Source organism: Mesorhizobium sp. M0910, assembly GCF_040319465.1.
Taxonomy (GTDB): domain Bacteria; phylum Pseudomonadota; class Alphaproteobacteria; order Rhizobiales; family Rhizobiaceae; genus Mesorhizobium.
In genome coordinates, this window is record NZ_JAMYNZ010000011.1 from 11984 (window position 1) to 31623 (window position 19640).

Here is a 19640-nt window from a genome sequence, read left to right on the forward strand (position 1 = left end):
TTCATGTGACGTTCTCCTCCTTGGTGTGATGTCCCGCAAGCCTCCCGCCGGCGGGTTTCTAGCGGCGTTTTTTGGGCATCAAGACTGCCAGCGACGCGGCGAGAATCGATTTGCCGCCGGTTTGCATGCCCAAGAGAACCGCAAGAACGATGAAGGCGCCGACGAAGGCACCCTGCCAGTTTGAATCGATGCCGGCCATCAGCAGCGCGTTCCTGATCACCTCGAGGAAGGCGGAACCGATGATCGCACCGAAGGCCGTGCCGGCGCCGCCCATGAGGCTGGCGCCGCCAATGACTGTCGCGGCGATAACGCGCAGCTCATAGCCTTGGCCCATGGCATTGATGGCCGAGCTTCCGGCGCCCAGGCGAAATACACCTTCGCCCTGGTGCCGAAGAACATGAACAATCCTTTCTTCGACCAGGCACGCGACGGCTGCAAGAAGGCCGAGGCCGAATCCAATGGCGCTGTAGAGTGCATGTATATCGGCCCCGGCGAACATGGCGGCGGCGACGAGCAGGTGCAGATCGTGCAGGACCTCGTAGCCAAGAAGGTGGACGGCATCGCCGTGTCGCCTTCGAACGCCGCAGCGATGGCGGTTGCGCTGCAGGCCGCCAAGGAGGCCGGTATCCCGGTTCTCACCTGGGACTCCGATCTCCTGCCCGAAAACAAGGATCTGCGCGTTGCCTACATCGGCACCCACAATTACGAGATCGGTGTGAACCTCGCCAAGCTTGTCATGCAGATCAAGCCCAAAGGCGGCACGATCTGCATCCAGTCCGGCGGCGCCGCGGCGGCCAACCACAACGAGCGCATGCAGGGCATTCGCGATACGCTTTCGGGCACCAAATCGGCGGCCTCGCCCGGAGATCGGCTGACAGGCCAGAACGGCTGGACCGAAATCGAAGGCTGTCCGCTCTACACCAACGATGATTTCCCGCTTTCGGTGCAACAGTTCGAGGATATCATGGCGAAAAACCCGAACCTCGACGCGTTTGTCCCAACCGGTGGCTTCCCGCAGTTCATCCCTGATGCCAACCGCGCCGCCGTCGCACCGTACAAGGACAAGATCGCCTCGAAGGCCCTGGCCCTTGTCGTCGCCGACACGCTTCCGGTACAGATCGACCAGATGAAGGAAGGTTTCTCGCTTGGCCAGGTCGGCCAGCGGCCGTTCGAGATGGGCTACAAGACGATGATGGCGCTGAAGGACATGAAGGATGGCAAGGCTCCGCCGGCCGACCCGACCTACACGGGCCTCGATGTCTGCACTCCGGAGACAGCCGACACCTGCGTCGCTAAATAGTGCTTTTGGGCGGGAGGAAACTCCCGCCCTTTTCCATAGGGGATCTCAATGCCGGAATTGTTCTCGCTCAAGGGCCGTGTCGCATTGGTCACGGGCGCCTCGCGTGGCCTTGGTTTTGCCATGGCCAAGGCACTTGCGGAGAACGGCGCGACGGTGGTCGTCAACGCCCGCGACGTGGCCGCCCTTTCCGCCGCGGCGGACAGGATAGGTGCAGAAGCCCTGCCGTTCGATGTCACCGACGCGGCGATCTCAAGGGCGTCGCTCGAAGGAATCGTCGAACGCCACGGCCGCCTCGACATTCTGGTCAACAACGCCGGCATCCAGCATCGTAAGCCGCTGGTCGAATGGCAGGACGAGGATTTCAACCACGTGGTTGCCGTCAATCTGTCGGCTTGCTTCCGCATGATGCGCGACGCGGTGCGCCTGATGCTGCCAAACAAGTTCGGGCGCATAATAAACACCGGATCGGTCGCTGCGATCCTTGGCCGTCCCACCATTCACGCCTATGTGGCGGCAAAGGCGGGGCTGCACGGGCTGACACGCTCAACTGCCGCTGAGCTGGGCCGCCACGGCATCACCGTCAACGCGATCGCCCCAGGCTATTTCGCCACCGAGCTCAACACCGCACTTATGCACGACGAGGCCTTCACCAAATGGGTCGAGGCACGAACCCCCGCGGGCCGCTGGGCCCAGCCTGAGGAACTCGGCGGAGCCGTGGTGTTTCTCGCCTCCGACGCTGCCGCTTACGTCAACGGGCACGTGCTGGCCGTTGACGGCGGGCTATCGGTTTCCCTGTGATTTCAACCGGCGACACCGTGCCGACAGGGCGTGCCTGCTAGCCGCCTGAAACGACTTGCTGCATGTGCTGCTGGCCCGGTCCCCCTGCGCGGACGCAGACGCCACACGATTGGATGGCGCGCCGTATTGCAGCCGCCGACTCTCGATTCGCAACGGGTTATTTCGACGTCTGGCGGCATCGATGCTTGATGCCGCCAATATTTCATTCCACACACCGGCCACGATGAGAAACGACATACGGGATCAGCGCCGGGTATTCGGGTGGGCCTTGCCCACTTCGATTGCCCTGCATCTGCTCATCGTCGCGTTTTTGTTGTTCGGACTGCCGGCAACGCTCTCGCAGCCAGGGAAGGAGCAGGCCATTGCGGTGGATATCGTGCCGCCGCCCAAACCGCCGGAAAAAACCAAACCTCCGTCCCCCGCTGAACCGCCCAAGCCGGAAAAGCCGCCGGAAGCAAAGGTCGAGACCCCGGCGAGCCGTGAGGTCGCCGCGCAGAGACCTGTCTTCCAATTCGGTGAGAAGGACGCCGGTCCTCGCAAGTCTCTGGACGGCAACAGTGCGGAGGATGGTTCGGAACAACCGCCCGCGCCGCAAGATCCCAATAACCAGGATCTTGCACAGCCACCTGCCGTGACTGCGGTCGACGGGAAAGACCAGGCTCCGCCGCCTGGCGCATCACAGCCGCCAAAGCCCAAGCCGGCGGATGTCGCTAACGTGCAAAAGCCGTTGAAGCTTGAAGAAGCGAAAAGATTGTTCTCGCAAGCAGCAACCGATGATCCAATCGCGACAACCGCCATGAGAAACGTGCCGCGCGCAGTACGAATCGGTCAGCTCTGCAACACGGAGCTCGCGCAGCAATTGGTGCACGCGTCGCCCCCCTATTTCCCAGACAGCTTGCTTGAGTATCGGCTGAAGGCCGGCACGGTCATGAACGTCGCCAGTGCGCCGTTCCCCGCAAACGGGCAGTGGTACGATCTGAGCTTTCGTTGTGAGGTCGATCCGGACGCAACGAAAGTCGTGTCGTTCGCCTTCCGTGTTGGAAATCCGGTGCCGCGCAGTGAATGGAAGCGCCGCGGGTTGCCCGCCGAATAGGTGGTCAAGGCCACGGAGGCCGGCTGTCCGGCGCCATCAAATCCGGCCGGCGATGTCTTCGCGCGGCCCGAGTGACCGAACCAACACGCGCCAAAAATGGCTTTCGTCAGTGGCCGCCGAAGTCTAGCATACGGCTTTGGGAGGAGGCTTCGATGACTTCAAGTTTCAATGTTCACCATGCTGCCGGCTATGAGCAGCTCATGGGCCGCTGGAGCCAAAGGCTCGCGCCGCTGTTCATCGACTTTGCGGGCCTTAAAGACGGCGAAAAGATCCTCGACGTCGGTTGCGGCACCGGCAGCCTGACCTTCGCGCTCGTCAAGGCCGCTGACCTCCGTGAGGTCGCCGCGATCGACTTTTCAGGCGTTTTTGTCGAGGAGGCAATCCGGCGCAACTCCGATCCGCGGATAAAAATCCGTCAGGCGGATGCCTGCGCCCTGCCCTTTGAGGACGGCGCGTTCGACCGTGCCCTGGCCCTGCTCGTGCTCCATTTCGTGCCCGAAGCCGGCAAGGCAGTCGCCGAGATGCGCCGCGTCGTGCGGCCGGGCGGCGTGGTCGCGGCGACGGTATGGGACCATCTCGGCGGCATGCCGGGGATGCGCATGATGATCGACACGGTGGCGGTGCTCAGCGAAGGCGGACGCCAGCTGCGCGCCCGCTATTGCACGCAGCCGATGATGCAGCCGGGTGAAATGAAACGGACCTTTGTCGAGCAGGGTCTCCGCGACGTTACGGAGACCGAGCTGATGATCCGCATGGACTATCAAAACTTCGACGATTACTGGGCGCCGATAGCCGCCGGCGAAGGGCCGCTCGGCAAGTATGTGGCCACGCTCGATCCAGAAGAGCGGGCGCGCGTCGACGCCGCCATGCGCGACGCCTATGAGGCCGGCCGGCCCGACGGCCCGAGATCCTTTGCGAATGTCGCCTGGGCCTGCCGCGGTATCGTTGCCTGACCGGCCGGCAGCCGGGATGCATTCTTCGCATAGGAAGCATCGCTCTCCTCGCGCCGGCTTGTCCCGCTGTTGACGGGACGGCCTCCGCTTCGGCCCCGCTAGATCCGCCAAGGGTGGCTGCATTAGCCGATCCCGTAGACCAGCCTGACGCGGCCGTCCGAAAGCTGCTCCACTTTGCGCAGTTCGAGCCCACGACGATTTTTCGCCGTCCCAAACAGCGCCTTTCCTTCACCGGCGAGCAGCGGATAGACGATCAGCCTGAGCTCATCGACCAGCCCGGCATCGATAAGGCTCGCGGTAATTCGGGCGCCGCCCATAAGGTAGATGTCTTTGCCGGGCTTCTGTTTAAGCGCAGCGATATCCTCGAAATTCCGCACGAAGCGCGTCTTTGGCCAGGCGGCCGAAGTCATTGTGTTCGACAGCACATAATGCGGGGTCTGCGCGGCGAATCGGGCCCATTCGAGCTCGGCCGGCTTCGGCAATTTGCCGGTCATCGGCAGCGGCTTGTCGGGCTCGTTCTGGATGGCGCTCCAGTAGCGCTCGTAGCCGGCATACATGACGCTGCCAAGCAGGCAGGCGTCGATTTGCGGCGTCAGGCCATATTCGTCCGACCACGCGTCGACCCAATCGGCGTAACCCTCGGGCCCCTCCATCTTGCCGTCGACGGAGATTTTCATCCCAGCGATCAATTTGCGCATGACTTCCTCCATCAGGCTTGCGGGATGCAAGCACGTTTCATCGTTGCTTCGTGTTGCTGGCGGCGACCTCAGGGATGGACGCCGCGAGTTACATCAGGCCGGCAGGCGGCGATCGTATTCTTCCCGCAGGCGGCTCCAGCCGTCCCAGAACGAGGTCGGCGTCTTGCCAGCCAGGCGGGCGGCCAGCAGGTCGAGGTGTATGTGCCAGCCGGCCGTGATGTTGAGCTGGATTGCACGTTCCGGCAGGCGGCGATGGACGACGGTGAGCAGCACATCGCTACCCTTCGCCTCCAGCAAGAAGGAGACGCCGCCGGTATTTCCCCAGGTGATGGAAAGCTTGCGCGGCGGATCGAGGTCGGTGATCCGGCCCTCCATCCGATGCTCTTCGGGAAAGCCCGCGGGGCGCTGGCCAGGCGGGTCCGTCAGCTCGTCGTTACGCCAGACCAATTCGAACGAGCTGCCCGCCTTCATTTCCATCTGCCCCGCTGCCATCCACTGCCGGCGCAGGTCACTCTCGGTGAGATAGGCCCAGACGCGCTCGATGGGTCCGGGCAAAAGGCGTTGGATAGTGAACGTGGCGGGCTCGCTTAGCGCGCCATAGGCGTCGATGCTTCTCATCTGGTTCATTGCTCGTCTCCTTCTTTCGGATTGGGCGATTTCCTGGGCTCATCCTGGGCTTTGCGTGCGTCCTCTTCGCGAAGAAGGCGTTCGAGAACATCGAGACGACCGGTCCAGAAGCGCTCGTAGAAGCTGAGCCACTGATGGGCGCTGGCCAGCGGTCCGGGGGATAGTCGGCACAGATGCGTGCGGCCCCTCACCTCTCGACGAATAAGCCCTGCGTTCTCCAGCGCCTTGATGTGCTTGGAGGCCGCCGCGAGCGACATCGCGAAGGGTTCCGCCAGCTGGCTTACCGTTTTCTCGCCATGGGCGAGATCGCGAAGCATGTGCCGGCGCGTGGCGTCGCCAAGGGCGTGAAAGACCGCATCCATCTGAGGTGTTTGTAATTCAACCATGTAGTTGAATATAGACGCACGCTTTGAGATAGTCAACCGTTTGGTTGAATAAATTATGTGAAGCGCCGCAGGGCCGTTTGCGCCATCGAGCGCATCGACGTGACGGGAGATACGGACGGCCCGCGACAGTAAGGGCGAGGCCCTTATTTGCCGTTGAAGAAACTGTGGATCGCGGCTTCCAGCCTTTCGATAAGCTGAGGGTTGTGGCAGCTGCCAGCCCAGATCAGGGCGTTTAGCCTTATTTCTTTGTTGATAAAGCTCACTTTCCCAGAATCCAGCAGGTATTCCGCGATCTCGTAGTGCCGCCCTTTGATAGCCTCGATGAGCGCGTTGTTTCTCCCCGTCTTGTCGGTCAGATTTACTTCCGCGCCATTCTCCACGAGCAACTTGACGACTTCGAGATGCCCGTTCTTCGCCGCCTCGATAAGAGCCGTTCTACCGTAGTAGTCAGCTCGCGCGTTGATCTCTATTTGGGGGTGTCTCACGAGGCCTGAGATACACGCGTAATGTCCCTTGGCCGACGCAAGGCTCAAGGGCGTGCTCTTCCACTTGTTTCTGGCATTCACATCGATTTCCGGGTCTTCGATCAGCACCTCGACCACCGCTGTGCGGTCATTGAGGGCTGAAAGGTGAAGTGCAGACCAGCCGCCGTCGTCCGACTGATTGATCTCGGCGCCAGCCGCCAATTCCGATCGAACCGCATCCGCATCGCCTTGTTCTGCCGCGACCAGCAGGGGCGACCAGTCTCTTGCTCCTTCGCCTTCCAAGCTGTTGGTCAACGCAGTCGCCTCCTCGGATAGTCCACAGAATACCACAGAATCCGCGACAGCGGGATCGTCCTGAATGGAGTTCCCTGGACTCCGTGGGTCACAGAGAGCTGTCGGCCCGAAGCGGAAGATCAGCGCTTCACGTCCGTCTCCTCACATTCTCATGATATCGACTGGCTTTGGCGGCCATCCAGACTAGATAGAGCGTGCGCCGGGCGGAATGATGCAGAAGGACCTGAACATGGCTGAACAGATTACCCTAGATAGACCTGAACAAATCAGATTGAACGACGGCTCCGCCATTCCGCAAATCGGCCTTGGCGTGTGGCAGGTCGATCCAGCCATCACGGCCAAGGTGGTGGGCTGGGGGATCGAGGCCGGCTACAAACTGATCGACACCGCCGAAGGCTACCAGAACGAGGAAGGCGTCGGGCAGGCGATCCGCTCGGCCGGCGTGCCGAGAAGCGAGCTGTTCATCACCTCGAAACTTCGCAACGGCGCCCATCAGCGCGACGCCGCCCTGCGCGCTTTCAACGAGACGATGAGCAAGCTCGGCATCGAGCAGCTCGACCTGTTCCTGATCCACTGGCCGGTGCCCGGCCAGGACAGATATGTCGAGGCCTGGAAGACGCTGATCGAGCTCAGGCAATCGGGCCGGATCAAGTCGATCGGCGTTTCGAACTTCAATCAGGACCATCTCGAGCGGATCATCGGCGAGACCGGCGTCTCGCCGACAGTCAACCAGATCGAGCTCCATCCCCGTTTCCAGCAGCGCGACAAACGCGAATTTCACGACAGGCACAACATCCGCATCGAAAGCTGGAGCCCGCTGGGCAGCGGCCGGCTGTTGAGCGACCCGACGCTCGAAAGCATCGCCAGGAAACACGGCAAGTCGGTGGCGCAGGTGATTATCAGGTGGCACCTTCAGGAAGGGCTGATCGTCATCCCGAAATCGATCCACCAGGACCGGATCGCCGCCAATTTCGATGTCTTCGATTTCGAATTGGAAGCGAAGGACCTCGAGCTCATCCGGGGCATGGATTCGCCCGACGGCCGCACCGGCCCGAACCCCGCCACCGCCGCGTTCCTGTTCTGACGAAGGCGGGCATCACCGCGGCGTTGGCATTCCTTTGCGACCCCTGTGTCCTGCCCTCTTTGGCACCACTTGGCATCTCCCCCCGGGGGAGATTGGCAGCTTCAACGGGAGCGCCGTTCTTGCAACGTTGGAGACTAGCGAAAAGCCGAGATGAGAGCCAATCTCCCCCCTCGTGGGGGAGATGTCCGGCAGGACAGAGAAGTGGTCGTTTCCAAGTTACAAGGGGGGCGCTGTCCCGCCGGTCTTGCCAGGGTTCTGCTGCCCATCCGTCGCTCACGGAACTCGCGCTTTGGCCACCCATTCAGGATGCAGCGGCGAGCCCAGTCACAATGCCAATGTGCTGGCCTTGGGCATCGATTTGGCATTTGCGCGGTGTCGTGGAGGCAATGGCGTGTAAGGCATTGTCAACGCTCTTTGGCGATCGAGGTCGGCGTTCTACGGCGCCCCCCTCTGTCCTGCCGGACATCTCCCCCACGAGGGGGGAGATCGGCAGCTTCGGCCCCAACGCGGTCCTATAGCGACCGCGACAGCTCACCTCAGATCCCCGAGCCATCCAGCAGCGGGACATCATCCTCCTCCCAGGGGCTCGGCATCGAACCCTTGCTCAGATTGGCCGACGGCAGCGGCATCCAGCACTTCAGCTCCGGTTCGGCATATTCGACGATGCGTCCCGGAGAAGAGTCGGAAGCCCTCCAGCCTTCGCTGCCGAACTGATCGGCCCGGGCCCAGAAAGCCATGTCGACTTCGGCCGGCCCCTGTTCGGATGGCCGAACCGTGACAAGGATTCTGCTGCCGTCCCTTGGCGCACTCGACATGTGGCGCCACCGATCGGGCTCGTCCATCGTATTTCCTCCTACGGAATTCACCTCGCACAGATAGTCGCTTCGCCTTCACAAGCGGTCAACCCGAACTTTCAGGCTTACCCCCCGGAGGGAAGGATCTGGGGCAAGCCTCTGCTCCGCCAGGCCACGGAACAAGTCATGGCGCGCCGGGTTTGGGCAAAGTTGTTGAGGAAGCAAAATGAGATCAGCGGCGCGACCGATCCTTACGATCGTGGCATGGAAGGCCGTGCCCACGCCCTTCCATCCCAACCCGGTCCGATCGCAATGAGGCAGGCCGGTTCTGACCGTTCCAACTCACCGGAGGAGAGGAATGGCGGCATAGGACGAGCACTCGGCCTTGGCCTGATAACAGGGGCGGCCGACGACGATTGTTCGGCGATAGGCACCTATGCCAGCGCCGGCGCCCGCTTCGGACCCGACCTGCTCTGGACGGCTCCGGTGACCTTGCCGATGATGTACGCGGTCGTCTACCTGTCGTCGAAGCTCGGCCAGGTATCCGGGCGCGGATTGTTCCACGTCATCAAGGACTTCTATCCGCGGTGGCTGCTCTGGTCCGTGCTGTTGGGTGTGCTCATCGGGAATACCATCGAGGCGGCGGCGGATCTTGGCGGAATGGCCGCCGCGATCAACATATTCGTGCCGCTTCCCATTCCGGTGATCGTGCTGTTCGTCGCCGCCCTCATCTTCGCCCTTCAGGTCTTCGGCTCCTATACCTTGATCCGCAACGTTTTCCGCTGGCTGGCGCTGGCGCTGCTCGCTTATGTCGGTGCCGCCATTCTGGCCAAGCCGGATGCCGCGGCGGTGCTACGCGGAACGCTGCTTCCCAGGATCGAATTCAACCGTGAGTTCCTGTCGATTCTGGTCGCCATCATCGGCACGACGCTGTCCGCCTATCTCTATACGTGGCAGTCCAACGAGGAGGTCGAGGAGGAGATTGCCCAAGGGCGAGCGACGCTCAAGGAAAGGAAGGGCGCCACCGAGGGTGAACTGCGGCGCTCTCGCCGGGACATCCTCATCGGCATGATGTTTTCAAATCTCATCATGTACTTCATCATCCTGTCGACAGGCGCGACGCTCTACGAAGCGGGCCACCACGACATCGACACAGCGGCACAGGCCGCGGAGGCGCTGCGTCCGCTCGCCGGCCAGGCCGCAAGCATTCTGTTCGCCGCAGGCGTGATCGGCGTGGGTTTCCTTGCCGTTCCTGTCATGACCACCGGCGCCGCCTATGACGTGGCACAGGCCATCGGCTGGAAAAACAGCCTGCACGCCCGTGCTCGAGAGGCGCCCAAATTCTATCTCACCATCGGCTTCTTTACGGCGATCGCGGCCGGCCTCAACTTCCTCGGCTTCAATCCGATGAAGGCGCTGGTCTGGTCCGGCATCGTTCAAGGCTTTTCGACGCCGCCCTTGCTGCTGCTCATCATGCTGATGACGAACAGCCGCAGGATCATGGGCGACCAGGTGAACAGCCGGAGCACCAACATACTCGGTTGGGCAACAACCGCCGCCATCTTCTCGGCGACGATCGGCCTGGTGGCGACCTGGTTCTTGTGATCCGGCGGAACAAAGGCGCGCTGTCCCGCCGGTTGGATTGCCTCTGCCGCTTGCGGAACTATCGCAACCTTGCCGATCTTGGAAATTCCACAACGTCCGCAGGCGGACGCGTGTACTGGGCCGCGACAATTGCATCGACCAGGAGATCCAGAGCCGCACGAGCCGTGCGGCTCGTCTCGTCGTCGCCGCGCAAATAATGGCAGGCTCGTTCAAGGTGCAGGTGTGCGGCGGCAAAGTCGCTCGTCATAGGCTTCTCCTTTTTGCCCACCGGCCGGCCGGCAAGATGACCGCCCGGATTTACCCAAAAGCAAATATCCACAGCCGGATTTGAATCAAGATTGACCGAACTACCGCATGCCGCCGAGCCACTCCAGCACCTTGACCTGTGCTTCGCCCGCACCTTCCCCCAGCACCGCGAGGCCGTCCGGGATGGTGGCGCCAGGACATGGTACACCGCGTTGAATGAACCAATTACGGGCGGTGTTCCGCAAACTCTGTCCGCTCACCGCGCTGCTTTTGAAATTTTCTCGCTCTTTTAATTCTACAAACTCTCTAGACTTAACATGATCACCAGACTTGAAATCGAGCGCTTGAGAGGAGCCGGGAATGTCGAAAAAGCTCGTGGTGGGACTGTCGGGCAATTTGACCCGGCCCTCAAAGACCAAGGCGTTCGTCAGCCACATTGTCGGGCAAGCCGCCGAAAGCATCGGCGCGGCCTCGGCGGTCTTCGACATCGATGATCTCGGCGCGTCCCTGCCGCAGGCAAGGCGCCTTGGCGACCTCGAGCCGGCGGCCCGCAACATCGTCGAACGGCTGCTGGTCGCCGACATCCTGGTGGCCGGCTCGCCTACTTTCAAAGGCAGTTATACCGGGCTTTTCAAGCACTTCTTCGACCTGCTCGACCCGTCCTCGCTGAGGGGCAAGCCGGTCATCCTCGGCGCGACCGGCGGTGGCGAGCGCCATTCGCTGATCGTCGAGCACCAGCTGCGGCCGCTCTTCGGCTTCTTCGAGGCGCTGACCATGCCGACCGCGATCTACGCCTCCGACAAGGACTTCGCCAATGGCGTGCTGACGTCGGATGCCATCCACGCCCGTGCCCGGCAGGCGGTGGCCGAGGCGTGCCGGGTAACCGGAGTGCCTTACGGCGTCGGGCTTGCCGCCTGAAACACGCCGCTGATCCGAGATCCCCGTCCCGATCCATCCAGGAGCACGCCGCAATGACCCGATCCAAAAAATCCAGGCAAATCAAACTTGGCGCTTTCCTGCCCGGCGGCGGCCAGCACATCGCCGCCTGGCGCCATCCCGAGGCGCCGGCCGACGGCGCGACCAATTTCGAGTTTCACAAGCAGCTTGCGCTGACCGCTGAGCGCGGCCTGTTCGACGCCTATTTCCTCGCCGATAATCTGACCGTCGGCCTCGGCGCCCGCGAAGGCGGCAACGCCAAGATCGCCGGCTTCGAGCCGGTGACGCTGTTTGCCGCCCTTGCGCCGCTCACCACGCATCTCGGCTTCATCGCCACCGCCTCGACCACCTATGAGGAACCCTACACCCTCGCCCGCAAGTTCGCCTCGCTCGACCTGCTGTCGAATGGCCGCGCCGGCTGGAATGTCGTCACCTCGGCCGGCGACGACACCGCGCGCAACTTCAATCGCGACATCCAGCCGAACCATGCCGAGCGCTATGCGCGCGCCCATGAGCATGTCGAGACGGTCAAGGCGCTGTGGGACAGCTGGGAGGACGACGCCTTCATCCGCGACAAGAAATCGGGCCGCTTCTACGACAAGGACAAGCTCCACGACATCGATCACAAGGGTGCGCATTTCAGCGTCAAGGGCCCGCTGAACGTGCCGCGTCCCGTGCAGGGGCACCCGGTGGTGGTGCAAGCGGGGCAGTCGGAGGACGGCCGCAAGCTCGCCGCCCATTCTGCGGAAGTCATTTTCACCGCCCATCAGAACCTGGCGTCGGCGCAGGAATTCTACCGCGACATCAAGGCGCGCGTGATCGCCGCCGGCCGCGATCCCGAGCAGGTGCTGATCATGCCCGGCGTAGCACCTTTCGTCGGCCGCACCGAAGAGGAAGCCCGCGCCAAATACCAGCAGCTGAACGATCTCATCCTGCCCGAGGACGGCGTCGCCCTGCTCAACGGGCTGGCCGGCCAGACGCTCGACATCACCGGTTATCCGCTTGACGGGCCGCTGCCGCCGAGCAGGGAAACCGAAGGCATGAAGAGCCGCCAGGCGCTGATCCGCCAGATTGCCGACGAGCACAACTTCACCATCCGCCAGCTCTACCAATGGGTGGCAACGGCGCGCGGCCATTACACCGTCATCGGCAGTGCCACTCAGGTCGCCGACCAGCTGGAGGAATGGTTCGGCAACGAGGCCGCCGACGGCTTCAACATCCTGCCGCCCTGGTTGCCCGGCGCGCTTGACGATTTCGTTGAGCTGGTGATCCCCGAACTGCAGCGCCGCGGCCTGTTCCGCACCGCCTATGAAGGCAGGACGCTGCGGGAGAACCTCGGCCTCAGGCGGCCGGAAAATCCCTGGACCGCCGCCCGGCCGGCCGTGCTGGCCGCCGAATAGCTCCCTAAGCGCCCGATAAGCCCTCGAAGCAAAAGGCAAAGACGATGACTTTGCAGCACATCGAACAGGCCGCCGGCATCGGCACGCGTGATCGCAACACCAGCATCGGCACGGATTTCCTGCGCCTCGGCGGCCGGGCGGGTGCTCGCTTCCTCGCGCGCTACGGCGTCCTCATAGCTTTCCTCGCACTCTGGCAGGTGTCGAGCAGCGCCGGATGGGTCAACGCGGCGGTGCTGCCGCCGATCGACACGATTGCCGCGGCACTTTGGAAGGGGCTGGCCGGCGGCACCTTGCTCGGCGACATAGCCATCAGCCTGCAGCGCGCCGGTTTCGCCTTCGCCGCCGCCGTGCTGGTCGCCATCCCGCTTGGCCTGTTCATGGGCCAGGTGCGCGCGGTCGAAACCGCGCTCGATCCCATCCTGCAGGTTTTCCGGCAGACCTCGGCGCTGGCGCTCTATCCGGTGTTCATCCTGCTTCTGGGGCTGGGCGAGGCGTCCAAGGTGTTCGTCATCTTCTGGGCGACGCTGTTCCCGCTGCTGCTCAACACCATCGGCGGCGTCAAGGAAGTCGATCCGAAACTGCTCGAAATGGCCCGCGTCTACGGCGCCAATCAGCTCACCGTCTTCCGCCGCGTCGTGCTGCCCGGCGCGGTGCCCTCGATCTTCGTCGGGCTGAGGCTCAGCGCCACCACGGCGCTGCTGCTGTTGATCGCCTCCGAAATGATCGGCGCCAACAAGGGCATCGGCTTCCAGGTGATGAACGCGCAGTACAACTTCCAGATCCCGCTGATGTTCGCGGCGATCGTCATCCTCGCCGGCCTCGGCCTGATCGCCAACCAGGCGCTGGTCAGCCTGCAGCGGCGGCTCTGCCGCTGGAGCAATGCCGTCGACTGAGCAGCCTTTTTCGCCATCTCCCAACCAGGCCCCCGAACCGGGCCAGACAGAGGAAGACCGGACCATGAAAATCTCCCGCCGTTCCCTGCTTGCCGGCGCGCCCTTCGCCGCCGGCCTTCTCGCCGCCAGCCTGCCGCGCTTCGCCCTTGCCGAAGCCGCACCCGTCAAGTTCCGCTCCCTCGCCAGCCGTGGCAGCATCTCTCCGCATGAGCTGGCCGGCGAGCTCGGCTATTTCAAAGGCCTCGGTATCGAGGTCGAGAATGTCGGCTATTCCGGCGGCGGCCCGGAATCGTTGTTTGCGCTCGCCTCCGGCAGCGTCGATATCGGCTCGGCCGCAACCGCCGCCGTGATCAATTCGATCTCCGGCGGCAACGACTTCGTCGCCGTCTATCCGAGCAACGGCATCAACAGCAAGGTGCGCAGCGTCTTCTACGTGCTCGACGACAGCCCGATCAAATCGATCGCCGACATTGCCGGCAAGACCATCGCCGTCAATACGCTCGGCGCCCATCTCGACTACACCGTGCGCGAGGCGCTGCACAGCGTCGGCCTGTCGCCGGACGCCGCCAATCTCGTTGTCGTACCCGGACCGCAGCTCGAGCAGACCTTGCGCTCCCGCCAGGTCGACATCGCGGCGCTCGGCTACTGGCAGGCGACGTTTGCCGGGGCGCTGGTCGACAATGGCGGCGTGCGCGGCGTGTTCAACGACACCGACGTGCTGGGCGAGCTGGCCGGCGGCTTCGTCGTGCTCAGGCGCGACTTCATCGCCGCGCATCCCGACGCCGCCCGCAATTTCGTCGAGCAGTCGGCGCGCGCCTCCGACTGGTCGCTGCAGAGCCCCGACGAAGCGCGCAAGGTGCTGGCAAATATCCTCGACAAGCGCGGCGAAAACGGCGAGCTGGCGCGCTACTGGACCGGCTTCGGGCTGCGCCAGGGGGCCAAGGCGACGGACCGCGACATCGATTTCTGGGTCAGCGTGCTCGAACGCGACGGCCGCCTGCCAAAGGGTAAGCTGAAGGCAGCAGACATCCTCTACCGGCCCGGCGAAACCAAGACCAACTGACAAGGCCAACCGGCAAGGCAATCAGCTGGGAGATGAGCGCGATGAGCAGCACAAGCGGCGGTGAGGTCAGCATACGCGACCTGTCCAAATCGTTCAGCATCGGCGGGCGTTCGCTTGCCGTGCTGAGGACCCTCAATCTCGACATCCGCTCGGGTGAATGCCTGGTCATCGTCGGCGCCAGCGGGTCAGGCAAGACAACGCTGCTGCGCATCCTGGCCGGACTGGAGGCGGCCGACAGCGGCGGCGTCGCCATCGATGGCAAGCCGGTGCACGGCGTCGGCGCCGAGCGCGCGGTGATTTTCCAGGAACCGCGCCTGCTGCCCTGGCTGACGGTGCTCGGCAACGTCGCCTTCGGCCTCGAAGTGCGCGGCGTGCCGAAGGCCGACGCCGAGGAACGGGCGCGCTTCTATATCGCGCTCGTCGGCCTCGCCGAATTCGGCGATGCGTTTCCAAGGCAGCTGTCGGGCGGCATGGCGCAGCGCGTCGGCATTGCCCGCGCCCTGACCGTGCAGCCCGAGATCCTGCTGCTTGACGAGCCGCTGGGCGCGCTCGACGCGATGACCAAGATCGGCATGCAGGAGGAACTGGCGCGCATCTGGAGCGAGGAGAACGTCACCATGGTGATGGTGACGCACGACCTCGAGGAAGCGATCTACCTCGCCGACAGGGTGCTGATCCTGCCCAAGGAGAAAGGCGGCGCGGCGCGGCTGATCGACATCGACCTGGCCCGCCCGCGCGAGCGCAGCGAAAGCCGCTTCGTACGCTACCGCGAAGAACTGCTGCGCGAATTCGGGCTGCACTGAAAGCCGCCTAAGAGGCTTGGATCCCGCGTCCCGCGAAGCGGGAGCGAAGCGGGGAGAGGTGTCTCGGCGAAGCCGAGACGGAGATGGGCCTTCCTTCGAGTGCCCTGCACTACGCTCTTTCCTGGAACCGGATTCCCCACCTCGGCATTTCCTTAACCGGGAGGCAAAGGAGCGCGGCATGAAAGCTTTGTTCGCAATCTTTGGCGGCTTCGTCCTGACGCTCGCCGTATTCGCCAGCGGTCTCGCCTTCGCCACCTGGCTATTGATAGCCAAGCCGGTACCGCCGGCCGCCCCGGTCTCCAGCGTCGCCGAACTGTGGGCCAAGGATCCGCGCCCGGTAAACCCGGCCTCGCAGCGCCTCGAGCGCCTCCCGGCCCGCCCGGTTCCCGTTCGCACCTCGGAAGTTGATCGCACCTCCAAACCCGCCGACACCGCCGCAGCTTCGACAGCCGACGCCACCGCCACCGGCTCCATCAAGCCACCAGCGGAAGAGCAGCAGCAAGCGCTGCCCGCCGCTCATGTCGAATGGTGCGCCAGCCGCTACCGCTCCTACCGGCCGGACGACAACCGCTACACCTCCTACAGCGGCCAACAGCGCCCCTGCATCTCGCCCTATCTCGACATCACCGATGACGGCAGCTACGTCGAGGCGAGCGATACATCGTCGGTGGAGGGCTACGCCCCATCGGATGAACCCGGCGACGCCGAGCTCTCATCCGATCACGTGCAATACTGCTTCAGCCGCTACCGGTCATATCGACCGGAAGACAACACCTACCAGCCATATTCCGGCGGGCCGCGCCGGCAGTGCGAGTAGCGCGGGCCGCGGTGGCTGGCGGCCGCAGTGCATGGCGCCTTGTGCGACCAACGATCACGCAGATTTCTTGGATCGTTCGGGTTGGCACGGCGTTCATCCGATACCCAAAGGAGAAATCAACATGGGCGACGACCGGGAAGACAAGATTCGTGAGCGCGCATACCAGATCTGGGAACGTGAAGGCGGGATCCATGGCGATCCCGAGCGGCATTGGCACCGGGCCGAGGCCGAGATCGACAGGGAGGCAGCCCTGCCGCTGACGGCAGGCGATGCCCTGCCGGAAACCCGCGAGGTCGCGAGCTCCGACGTCTTGACGGTGGAGGCCCTGGCGGTGCGCACCGGCATATCGGGCGAACAGGCGCAGGAGCTGATCGACAGGCTGGGCAACGACCGGGCGGCGATCGAGCAAGCCGCGCGCAACCTCAAGGGGAAGCGCCGGCCCTAGCCAGGGAGAGACAGATGATCAGAAAACTCAAAGACGGAAAATACCGCCTCTATTCGCGCAAGAAGGACGAAAAGACCGGCAAGCGCCGCAATCTCGGCACGTTGGATACCCGCGAGGCCGCCGAGAAGCACGAACGGGAGGTGCAGTACTTCAAGCGCCATTGAGGGCGGCGTGCCGTCGCTTGCCAGGCAGCCGCGCCGGAATGCCTGGCGGAACCTGAATTCCAGCCCGTAACAAGGCGTCGCGAAGCCGCTACCGCTCCTACAGGGCAAGGGACGGTCCTACAGCGGAGCGGCGCCCCTGCATCTCGCCCTATCTCGATGCGGTGCTGCCGACCGCGCAACTCCCCGCCGATGGCAGCGACTACGTCGAGGCGAACGACGCTTCGATGGAGGTCCCGCCGGATGAAACCGGCGCCGCCTGGCTTCCGCCCTACCACGTGCAATATTGCTTCAGCCACTATCGTTCCTATCGGCCGGAAGACAACAGCTACCAGCCCTATTCCGGCGGCCCGCGCAGGCAGTGCCAATAGGTGGGCGCTGAGGGCGCCTGGCGCGCGTCGGTCGGCATCTATGTGCTGCACCTTCCGGAAGTAGGCGATCTGTTACATGTGTCGTCGGAATATCGCGCGACGGGCGATAGTCTCCCAGTGAAGAATTGCTTGTACCGGCTGGTTGCAGATAGATGGTCTGCAATATTGGGGGGTGTTCGCAGTGGCTGAGGAAAAAGGCTATAAGCTGGGCGACGATCTGCCGAAATCCAACCCTTGGCGGGATGACCGTCTAGGGTATGCTCCGTTTGCAAAGCGGATAGCGACAGTCATCATCAAAATGACAGCACCAAACGGCTACGTGATCGGCGTTCACGGCCAGTGGGGGAGTGGGAAGTCGACCGCGCTCAACTTCATCTTAGAATATTTGAAGAAACACAACGCCGAGCACGAAAATGATCAGATAACCCATATCGATTTTCGGCCTTGGATTGTGTCCGGTCATCAGGATCTGATTGTCGCTTTCTTCAAGATACTGTCGGAGAGACTAGGACCGAAAGGCACCCGTTGGACGCGGTTTCAGAATTGGATTGCCGGGTTGATTAGCGGAACAACGGATAATCTGGTGGACGCTGCGGCGACTGTGGCCTTGACTGTCGACCCGAGCGGCGGTGCAGCTTCCGGATTTGCAGGCAACTTGGCAAAGAAGTCGGTCAACGCACTATTAGGTCGGTACCTCGAAAATCCGTCTTTGCAAACGGCATATGAGGACTTGAAAAGTCAACTTGGCCGTAGCGGCAGACGCTTTGTAGTCACGATCGACGATATGGATCGGCTAGAAAACAAAGACGTGAAATCGATCATGCAGATGGTAAAAAGCATCGGCCAACTGCCCAACGTCGTTTATCTTTTGGCCTACGATCGCGATATAGTCTGGGAAGCTTTGGATCACGGGACGGATCGTGGAAGACCGCGCTTCGCGGAGAAAATCGTTCAGCAAGAAATTGAACTTCCGCGGCCCGCCAAGAACGCACTTCTTACCATCCTTGATCAGGAGATCTCCTTTCTAACCGGCACGACTGAGGACACCTCGCGCTGGCACTACATCGTCCGCGACGGGATTCGGCGGTGGATACGGTCGCCACGCGATGTGGTGAAACTCTGAAATTCTCTTGGCAAGCGTTGGAGGGAGAAATTGACGCTCAAGACCTCCTCGCTATTGAAGGGGTGAGACTGTTTGACCAAGGCTCGTTCAACTGGATTCGAGACAGCAGAGATTTTCTCTTCACGGAAGGGCGCTTTGTTATGGCGCAAGACGACGTGAGGAAGACCGCAGTGGAGGGCCTCAAACGGCGAATCCCCGACGAAGTCCAGCCGCAGGTCCTTCGGGTGCTATCAGTGCTGTTCCCGCAGGCGGCCAAATGGTTAGAAGGTCAGCAAGCCTCTGGTGATGAAGCCTTCATAGACGTGACCAAACGACGTGGTATTGGGAGCGAAGCCGGCTATGACGCTTACTTTGGTCTTCACCCGTCTTCCGATGCAATTCCTAAGGCGGTCATCAACGATCTTATGTCGAATCTGGAAGATGCCGACGCGATCGAGACCATCATTCGAAGCTACAGCGGAAAGAGAAATAGCCGTGGCGAACTGATGATCGCCAAGCTCCTTGACGAATTGCGCGTGCAGTACCGTGCAAGCCGTCCTGCGCAGCCGACCCAAGCCCTTCTGGATGCCTTGTTTCGGATCGGTGAAGACGTCATCGGTATTGATTGGGACGGTAATATGTTTGGGCTATCGCCGCGGGCACAGCTCGGGTTTCTTATTTGGAATATGCTGGAGCAGTGGGGGGTGGAGGAGGCAGGTAGCCACCTGATTGCAGCATTCGAAAAAGCTGCCTCACCAGCATTTGCAGCCGACATATATGTCGATCGTGGCCGTGAACTAGGCGTATTTCGCTCCGACTCCGGCGAACGGCCAGTAGTCAGTCAGGAGCATTTCGAGAAGCTCGGTGCCATTCTCATCACGAAAATCCAAGCCGCGGCTCACGACGGCACTTTGGAAGCCGCACCATTCTATTTTGACCTCACTAGGGCGTGGGCGCATATCGCTGGTGCGGCGGCTCCTAAGGCGTGGCTTGCTGCTGGTATATCCGAGAGCGCCGAGTTCATGGCGAAAGCCGGCAGAGGCTTGGTCAGTTATAGCGTTGGAACGAAAGAGCGCCGATATACAATGCGAGACGCTCCTGAGCCGCAGTTCTACGATTTGTCGTTGCTCGTCGAAGCAGGGAAGAAGCACCTAAAGTCCGACCTGAGTAAGGACCAGCGAAATCTGCTGACAGAGATTGTGCGCGGGTCCGAGCAACTGCTAAAGGGCCAGTCGCCGGAAGAGACGCGAGATGAACAACATGAAGGATGACGGCGCGTCAACCGC

At 62.4% G+C, this 19640-nt stretch carries 22 protein-coding genes and 1 pseudogene; 17 read left to right on the forward strand and 6 right to left on the reverse strand.

The features are described 5' to 3' along the window. Positions 1-58: 58 nt before the first annotated feature. Positions 59-331, reverse strand: a pseudogene (locus tag NKH78_RS24490) (ABC transporter permease); the annotation flags it as partial. Between NKH78_RS24490 and NKH78_RS24495 the strand changes: the two are divergent. The 4 genes from NKH78_RS24495 (at position 326) to NKH78_RS24510 (ending at position 4144) form a co-directional block, all read left to right on the forward strand. Beyond that, positions 326-1300 (forward strand): sugar-binding protein, encoded by a 975-nt coding sequence (locus NKH78_RS24495; protein WP_352884521.1) that lies wholly within the window; start codon positions 326-328, stop codon positions 1298-1300. The pseudogene NKH78_RS24490 and the gene NKH78_RS24495 overlap by 6 nt on opposite strands. 48 nt (positions 1301-1348) lie before the next feature. Continuing rightward, complete coding sequence (locus NKH78_RS24500; RefSeq protein ID WP_254819721.1) at positions 1349-2098, forward strand: glucose 1-dehydrogenase; 750 nt, start codon at positions 1349-1351, stop codon at positions 2096-2098. Between the two features lie 181 nt (positions 2099-2279). Then, positions 2280-3191 carry a DUF930 domain-containing protein gene (locus tag NKH78_RS24505; protein ID WP_352705644.1) on the forward strand — a complete coding sequence of 304 codons (912 nt, stop codon included), beginning with the start codon at positions 2280-2282 and terminating at the stop codon, positions 3189-3191. Between the two features lie 152 nt (positions 3192-3343). Then, a complete protein-coding gene (locus NKH78_RS24510) occupies positions 3344-4144 on the forward strand; it encodes a class I SAM-dependent methyltransferase (RefSeq protein ID WP_352507161.1) in 801 nt (266 codons plus the stop codon). A 122-nt stretch (positions 4145-4266) separates the two neighbouring features. Here the strand turns inward: NKH78_RS24510 and NKH78_RS24515 are convergent, their stop codons facing one another. The 4 genes from NKH78_RS24515 to NKH78_RS24530 form a co-directional block, all read right to left on the reverse strand. Continuing rightward, entirely contained in the window at positions 4267-4842 is a 576-nt protein-coding gene (locus tag NKH78_RS24515; RefSeq protein ID WP_352507160.1) for a dihydrofolate reductase family protein, read from the reverse strand. Between the two features lie 93 nt (positions 4843-4935). Then, the gene (locus tag NKH78_RS24520; protein WP_254819403.1) at positions 4936-5469 is read right to left on the reverse strand and encodes an SRPBCC family protein; all 534 of its coding nucleotides are present in this window, start codon (positions 5467-5469) and stop codon (positions 4936-4938) included. Next, on the reverse strand, positions 5466-5855 hold the full coding sequence (locus tag NKH78_RS24525) for an ArsR/SmtB family transcription factor (RefSeq protein WP_352740146.1): 390 nt from the start codon (positions 5853-5855) through the stop codon (positions 5466-5468). The genes NKH78_RS24520 and NKH78_RS24525 overlap by 4 nt, the downstream gene beginning before the upstream one ends. Positions 5856-5998: 143 nt before the next feature. Next, positions 5999-6634 carry an ankyrin repeat domain-containing protein gene (locus tag NKH78_RS24530; protein WP_352740115.1) on the reverse strand — a complete coding sequence of 212 codons (636 nt, stop codon included), beginning with the start codon at positions 6632-6634 and terminating at the stop codon, positions 5999-6001. Positions 6635-6863: 229 nt separating this feature from the next. Between NKH78_RS24530 and NKH78_RS24535 the strand changes: the two genes are divergently transcribed. Next, the gene (locus NKH78_RS24535) at positions 6864-7718 is read left to right on the forward strand and encodes an aldo/keto reductase (protein WP_352884524.1); all 855 of its coding nucleotides are present in this window, start codon (positions 6864-6866) and stop codon (positions 7716-7718) included. A gap of 536 nt (positions 7719-8254) precedes the next feature. On the opposite strand, the gene NKH78_RS24540 is transcribed toward NKH78_RS24535, so the two are convergent. Next, a complete protein-coding gene (locus tag NKH78_RS24540; protein ID WP_352507157.1) occupies positions 8255-8560 on the reverse strand; it encodes a hypothetical protein in 306 nt (101 codons plus the stop codon). 165 nt (positions 8561-8725) lie between these two features. On the opposite strand from NKH78_RS24540, the gene NKH78_RS24545 reads away from it, so the two are divergent. The 12 genes from NKH78_RS24545 to NKH78_RS24600 all read left to right on the forward strand — a co-directional run bounded on the left by NKH78_RS24545 (position 8726) and on the right by NKH78_RS24600 (position 19625). Beyond that, a complete protein-coding gene (locus tag NKH78_RS24545; protein WP_352740111.1) occupies positions 8726-10117 on the forward strand; it encodes an Nramp family divalent metal transporter in 1392 nt (463 codons plus the stop codon). A gap of 606 nt (positions 10118-10723) precedes the next feature. Next, complete coding sequence (gene msuE, locus NKH78_RS24550) at positions 10724-11281, forward strand: FMN reductase (RefSeq protein WP_352740109.1); 558 nt, start codon at positions 10724-10726, stop codon at positions 11279-11281. A gap of 53 nt (positions 11282-11334) precedes the next feature. Next, positions 11335-12699, forward strand: a complete 1365-nt coding sequence (locus NKH78_RS24555) for an LLM class flavin-dependent oxidoreductase (protein WP_352740107.1) — start codon at positions 11335-11337, stop codon at positions 12697-12699. Positions 12700-12743: 44 nt separating this feature from the next. Continuing rightward, a complete protein-coding gene (locus NKH78_RS24560) occupies positions 12744-13592 on the forward strand; it encodes an ABC transporter permease (protein WP_352740105.1) in 849 nt (282 codons plus the stop codon). Between the two features lie 64 nt (positions 13593-13656). Then, positions 13657-14655 carry an ABC transporter substrate-binding protein gene (locus NKH78_RS24565; RefSeq protein WP_352884527.1) on the forward strand — a complete coding sequence of 333 codons (999 nt, stop codon included), beginning with the start codon at positions 13657-13659 and terminating at the stop codon, positions 14653-14655. A gap of 32 nt (positions 14656-14687) precedes the next feature. Beyond that, entirely contained in the window at positions 14688-15458 is a 771-nt protein-coding gene (locus NKH78_RS24570; RefSeq protein WP_352740101.1) for an ABC transporter ATP-binding protein, read from the forward strand. Between the two features lie 178 nt (positions 15459-15636). Continuing rightward, positions 15637-16275 (forward strand): BA14K family protein, encoded by a 639-nt coding sequence (locus NKH78_RS24575; protein WP_352737390.1) that lies wholly within the window; start codon positions 15637-15639, stop codon positions 16273-16275. 121 nt (positions 16276-16396) lie between these two features. Then, positions 16397-16720 (forward strand): DUF2934 domain-containing protein, encoded by a 324-nt coding sequence (locus tag NKH78_RS24580; protein WP_352737389.1) that lies wholly within the window; start codon positions 16397-16399, stop codon positions 16718-16720. A gap of 14 nt (positions 16721-16734) precedes the next feature. Then, positions 16735-16884, forward strand: a complete 150-nt coding sequence (locus NKH78_RS24585; RefSeq protein ID WP_352737388.1) for a hypothetical protein — start codon at positions 16735-16737, stop codon at positions 16882-16884. Between the two features lie 161 nt (positions 16885-17045). Further along, entirely contained in the window at positions 17046-17252 is a 207-nt protein-coding gene (locus tag NKH78_RS32685; RefSeq protein ID WP_502899839.1) for a BA14K family protein, read from the forward strand. A 181-nt stretch (positions 17253-17433) separates the two neighbouring features. Beyond that, positions 17434-18375: a KAP family P-loop NTPase fold protein gene (locus NKH78_RS24595; RefSeq protein ID WP_352737387.1), complete on the forward strand. Its 942-nt coding sequence runs from the start codon at positions 17434-17436 to the stop codon at positions 18373-18375. Next, positions 18339-19625: a hypothetical protein gene (locus NKH78_RS24600; protein WP_352737386.1), complete on the forward strand. Its 1287-nt coding sequence runs from the start codon at positions 18339-18341 to the stop codon at positions 19623-19625. The genes NKH78_RS24595 and NKH78_RS24600 overlap by 37 nt, the downstream gene beginning before the upstream one ends. The last annotated feature ends 15 nt before the right edge of the window (positions 19626-19640 follow it).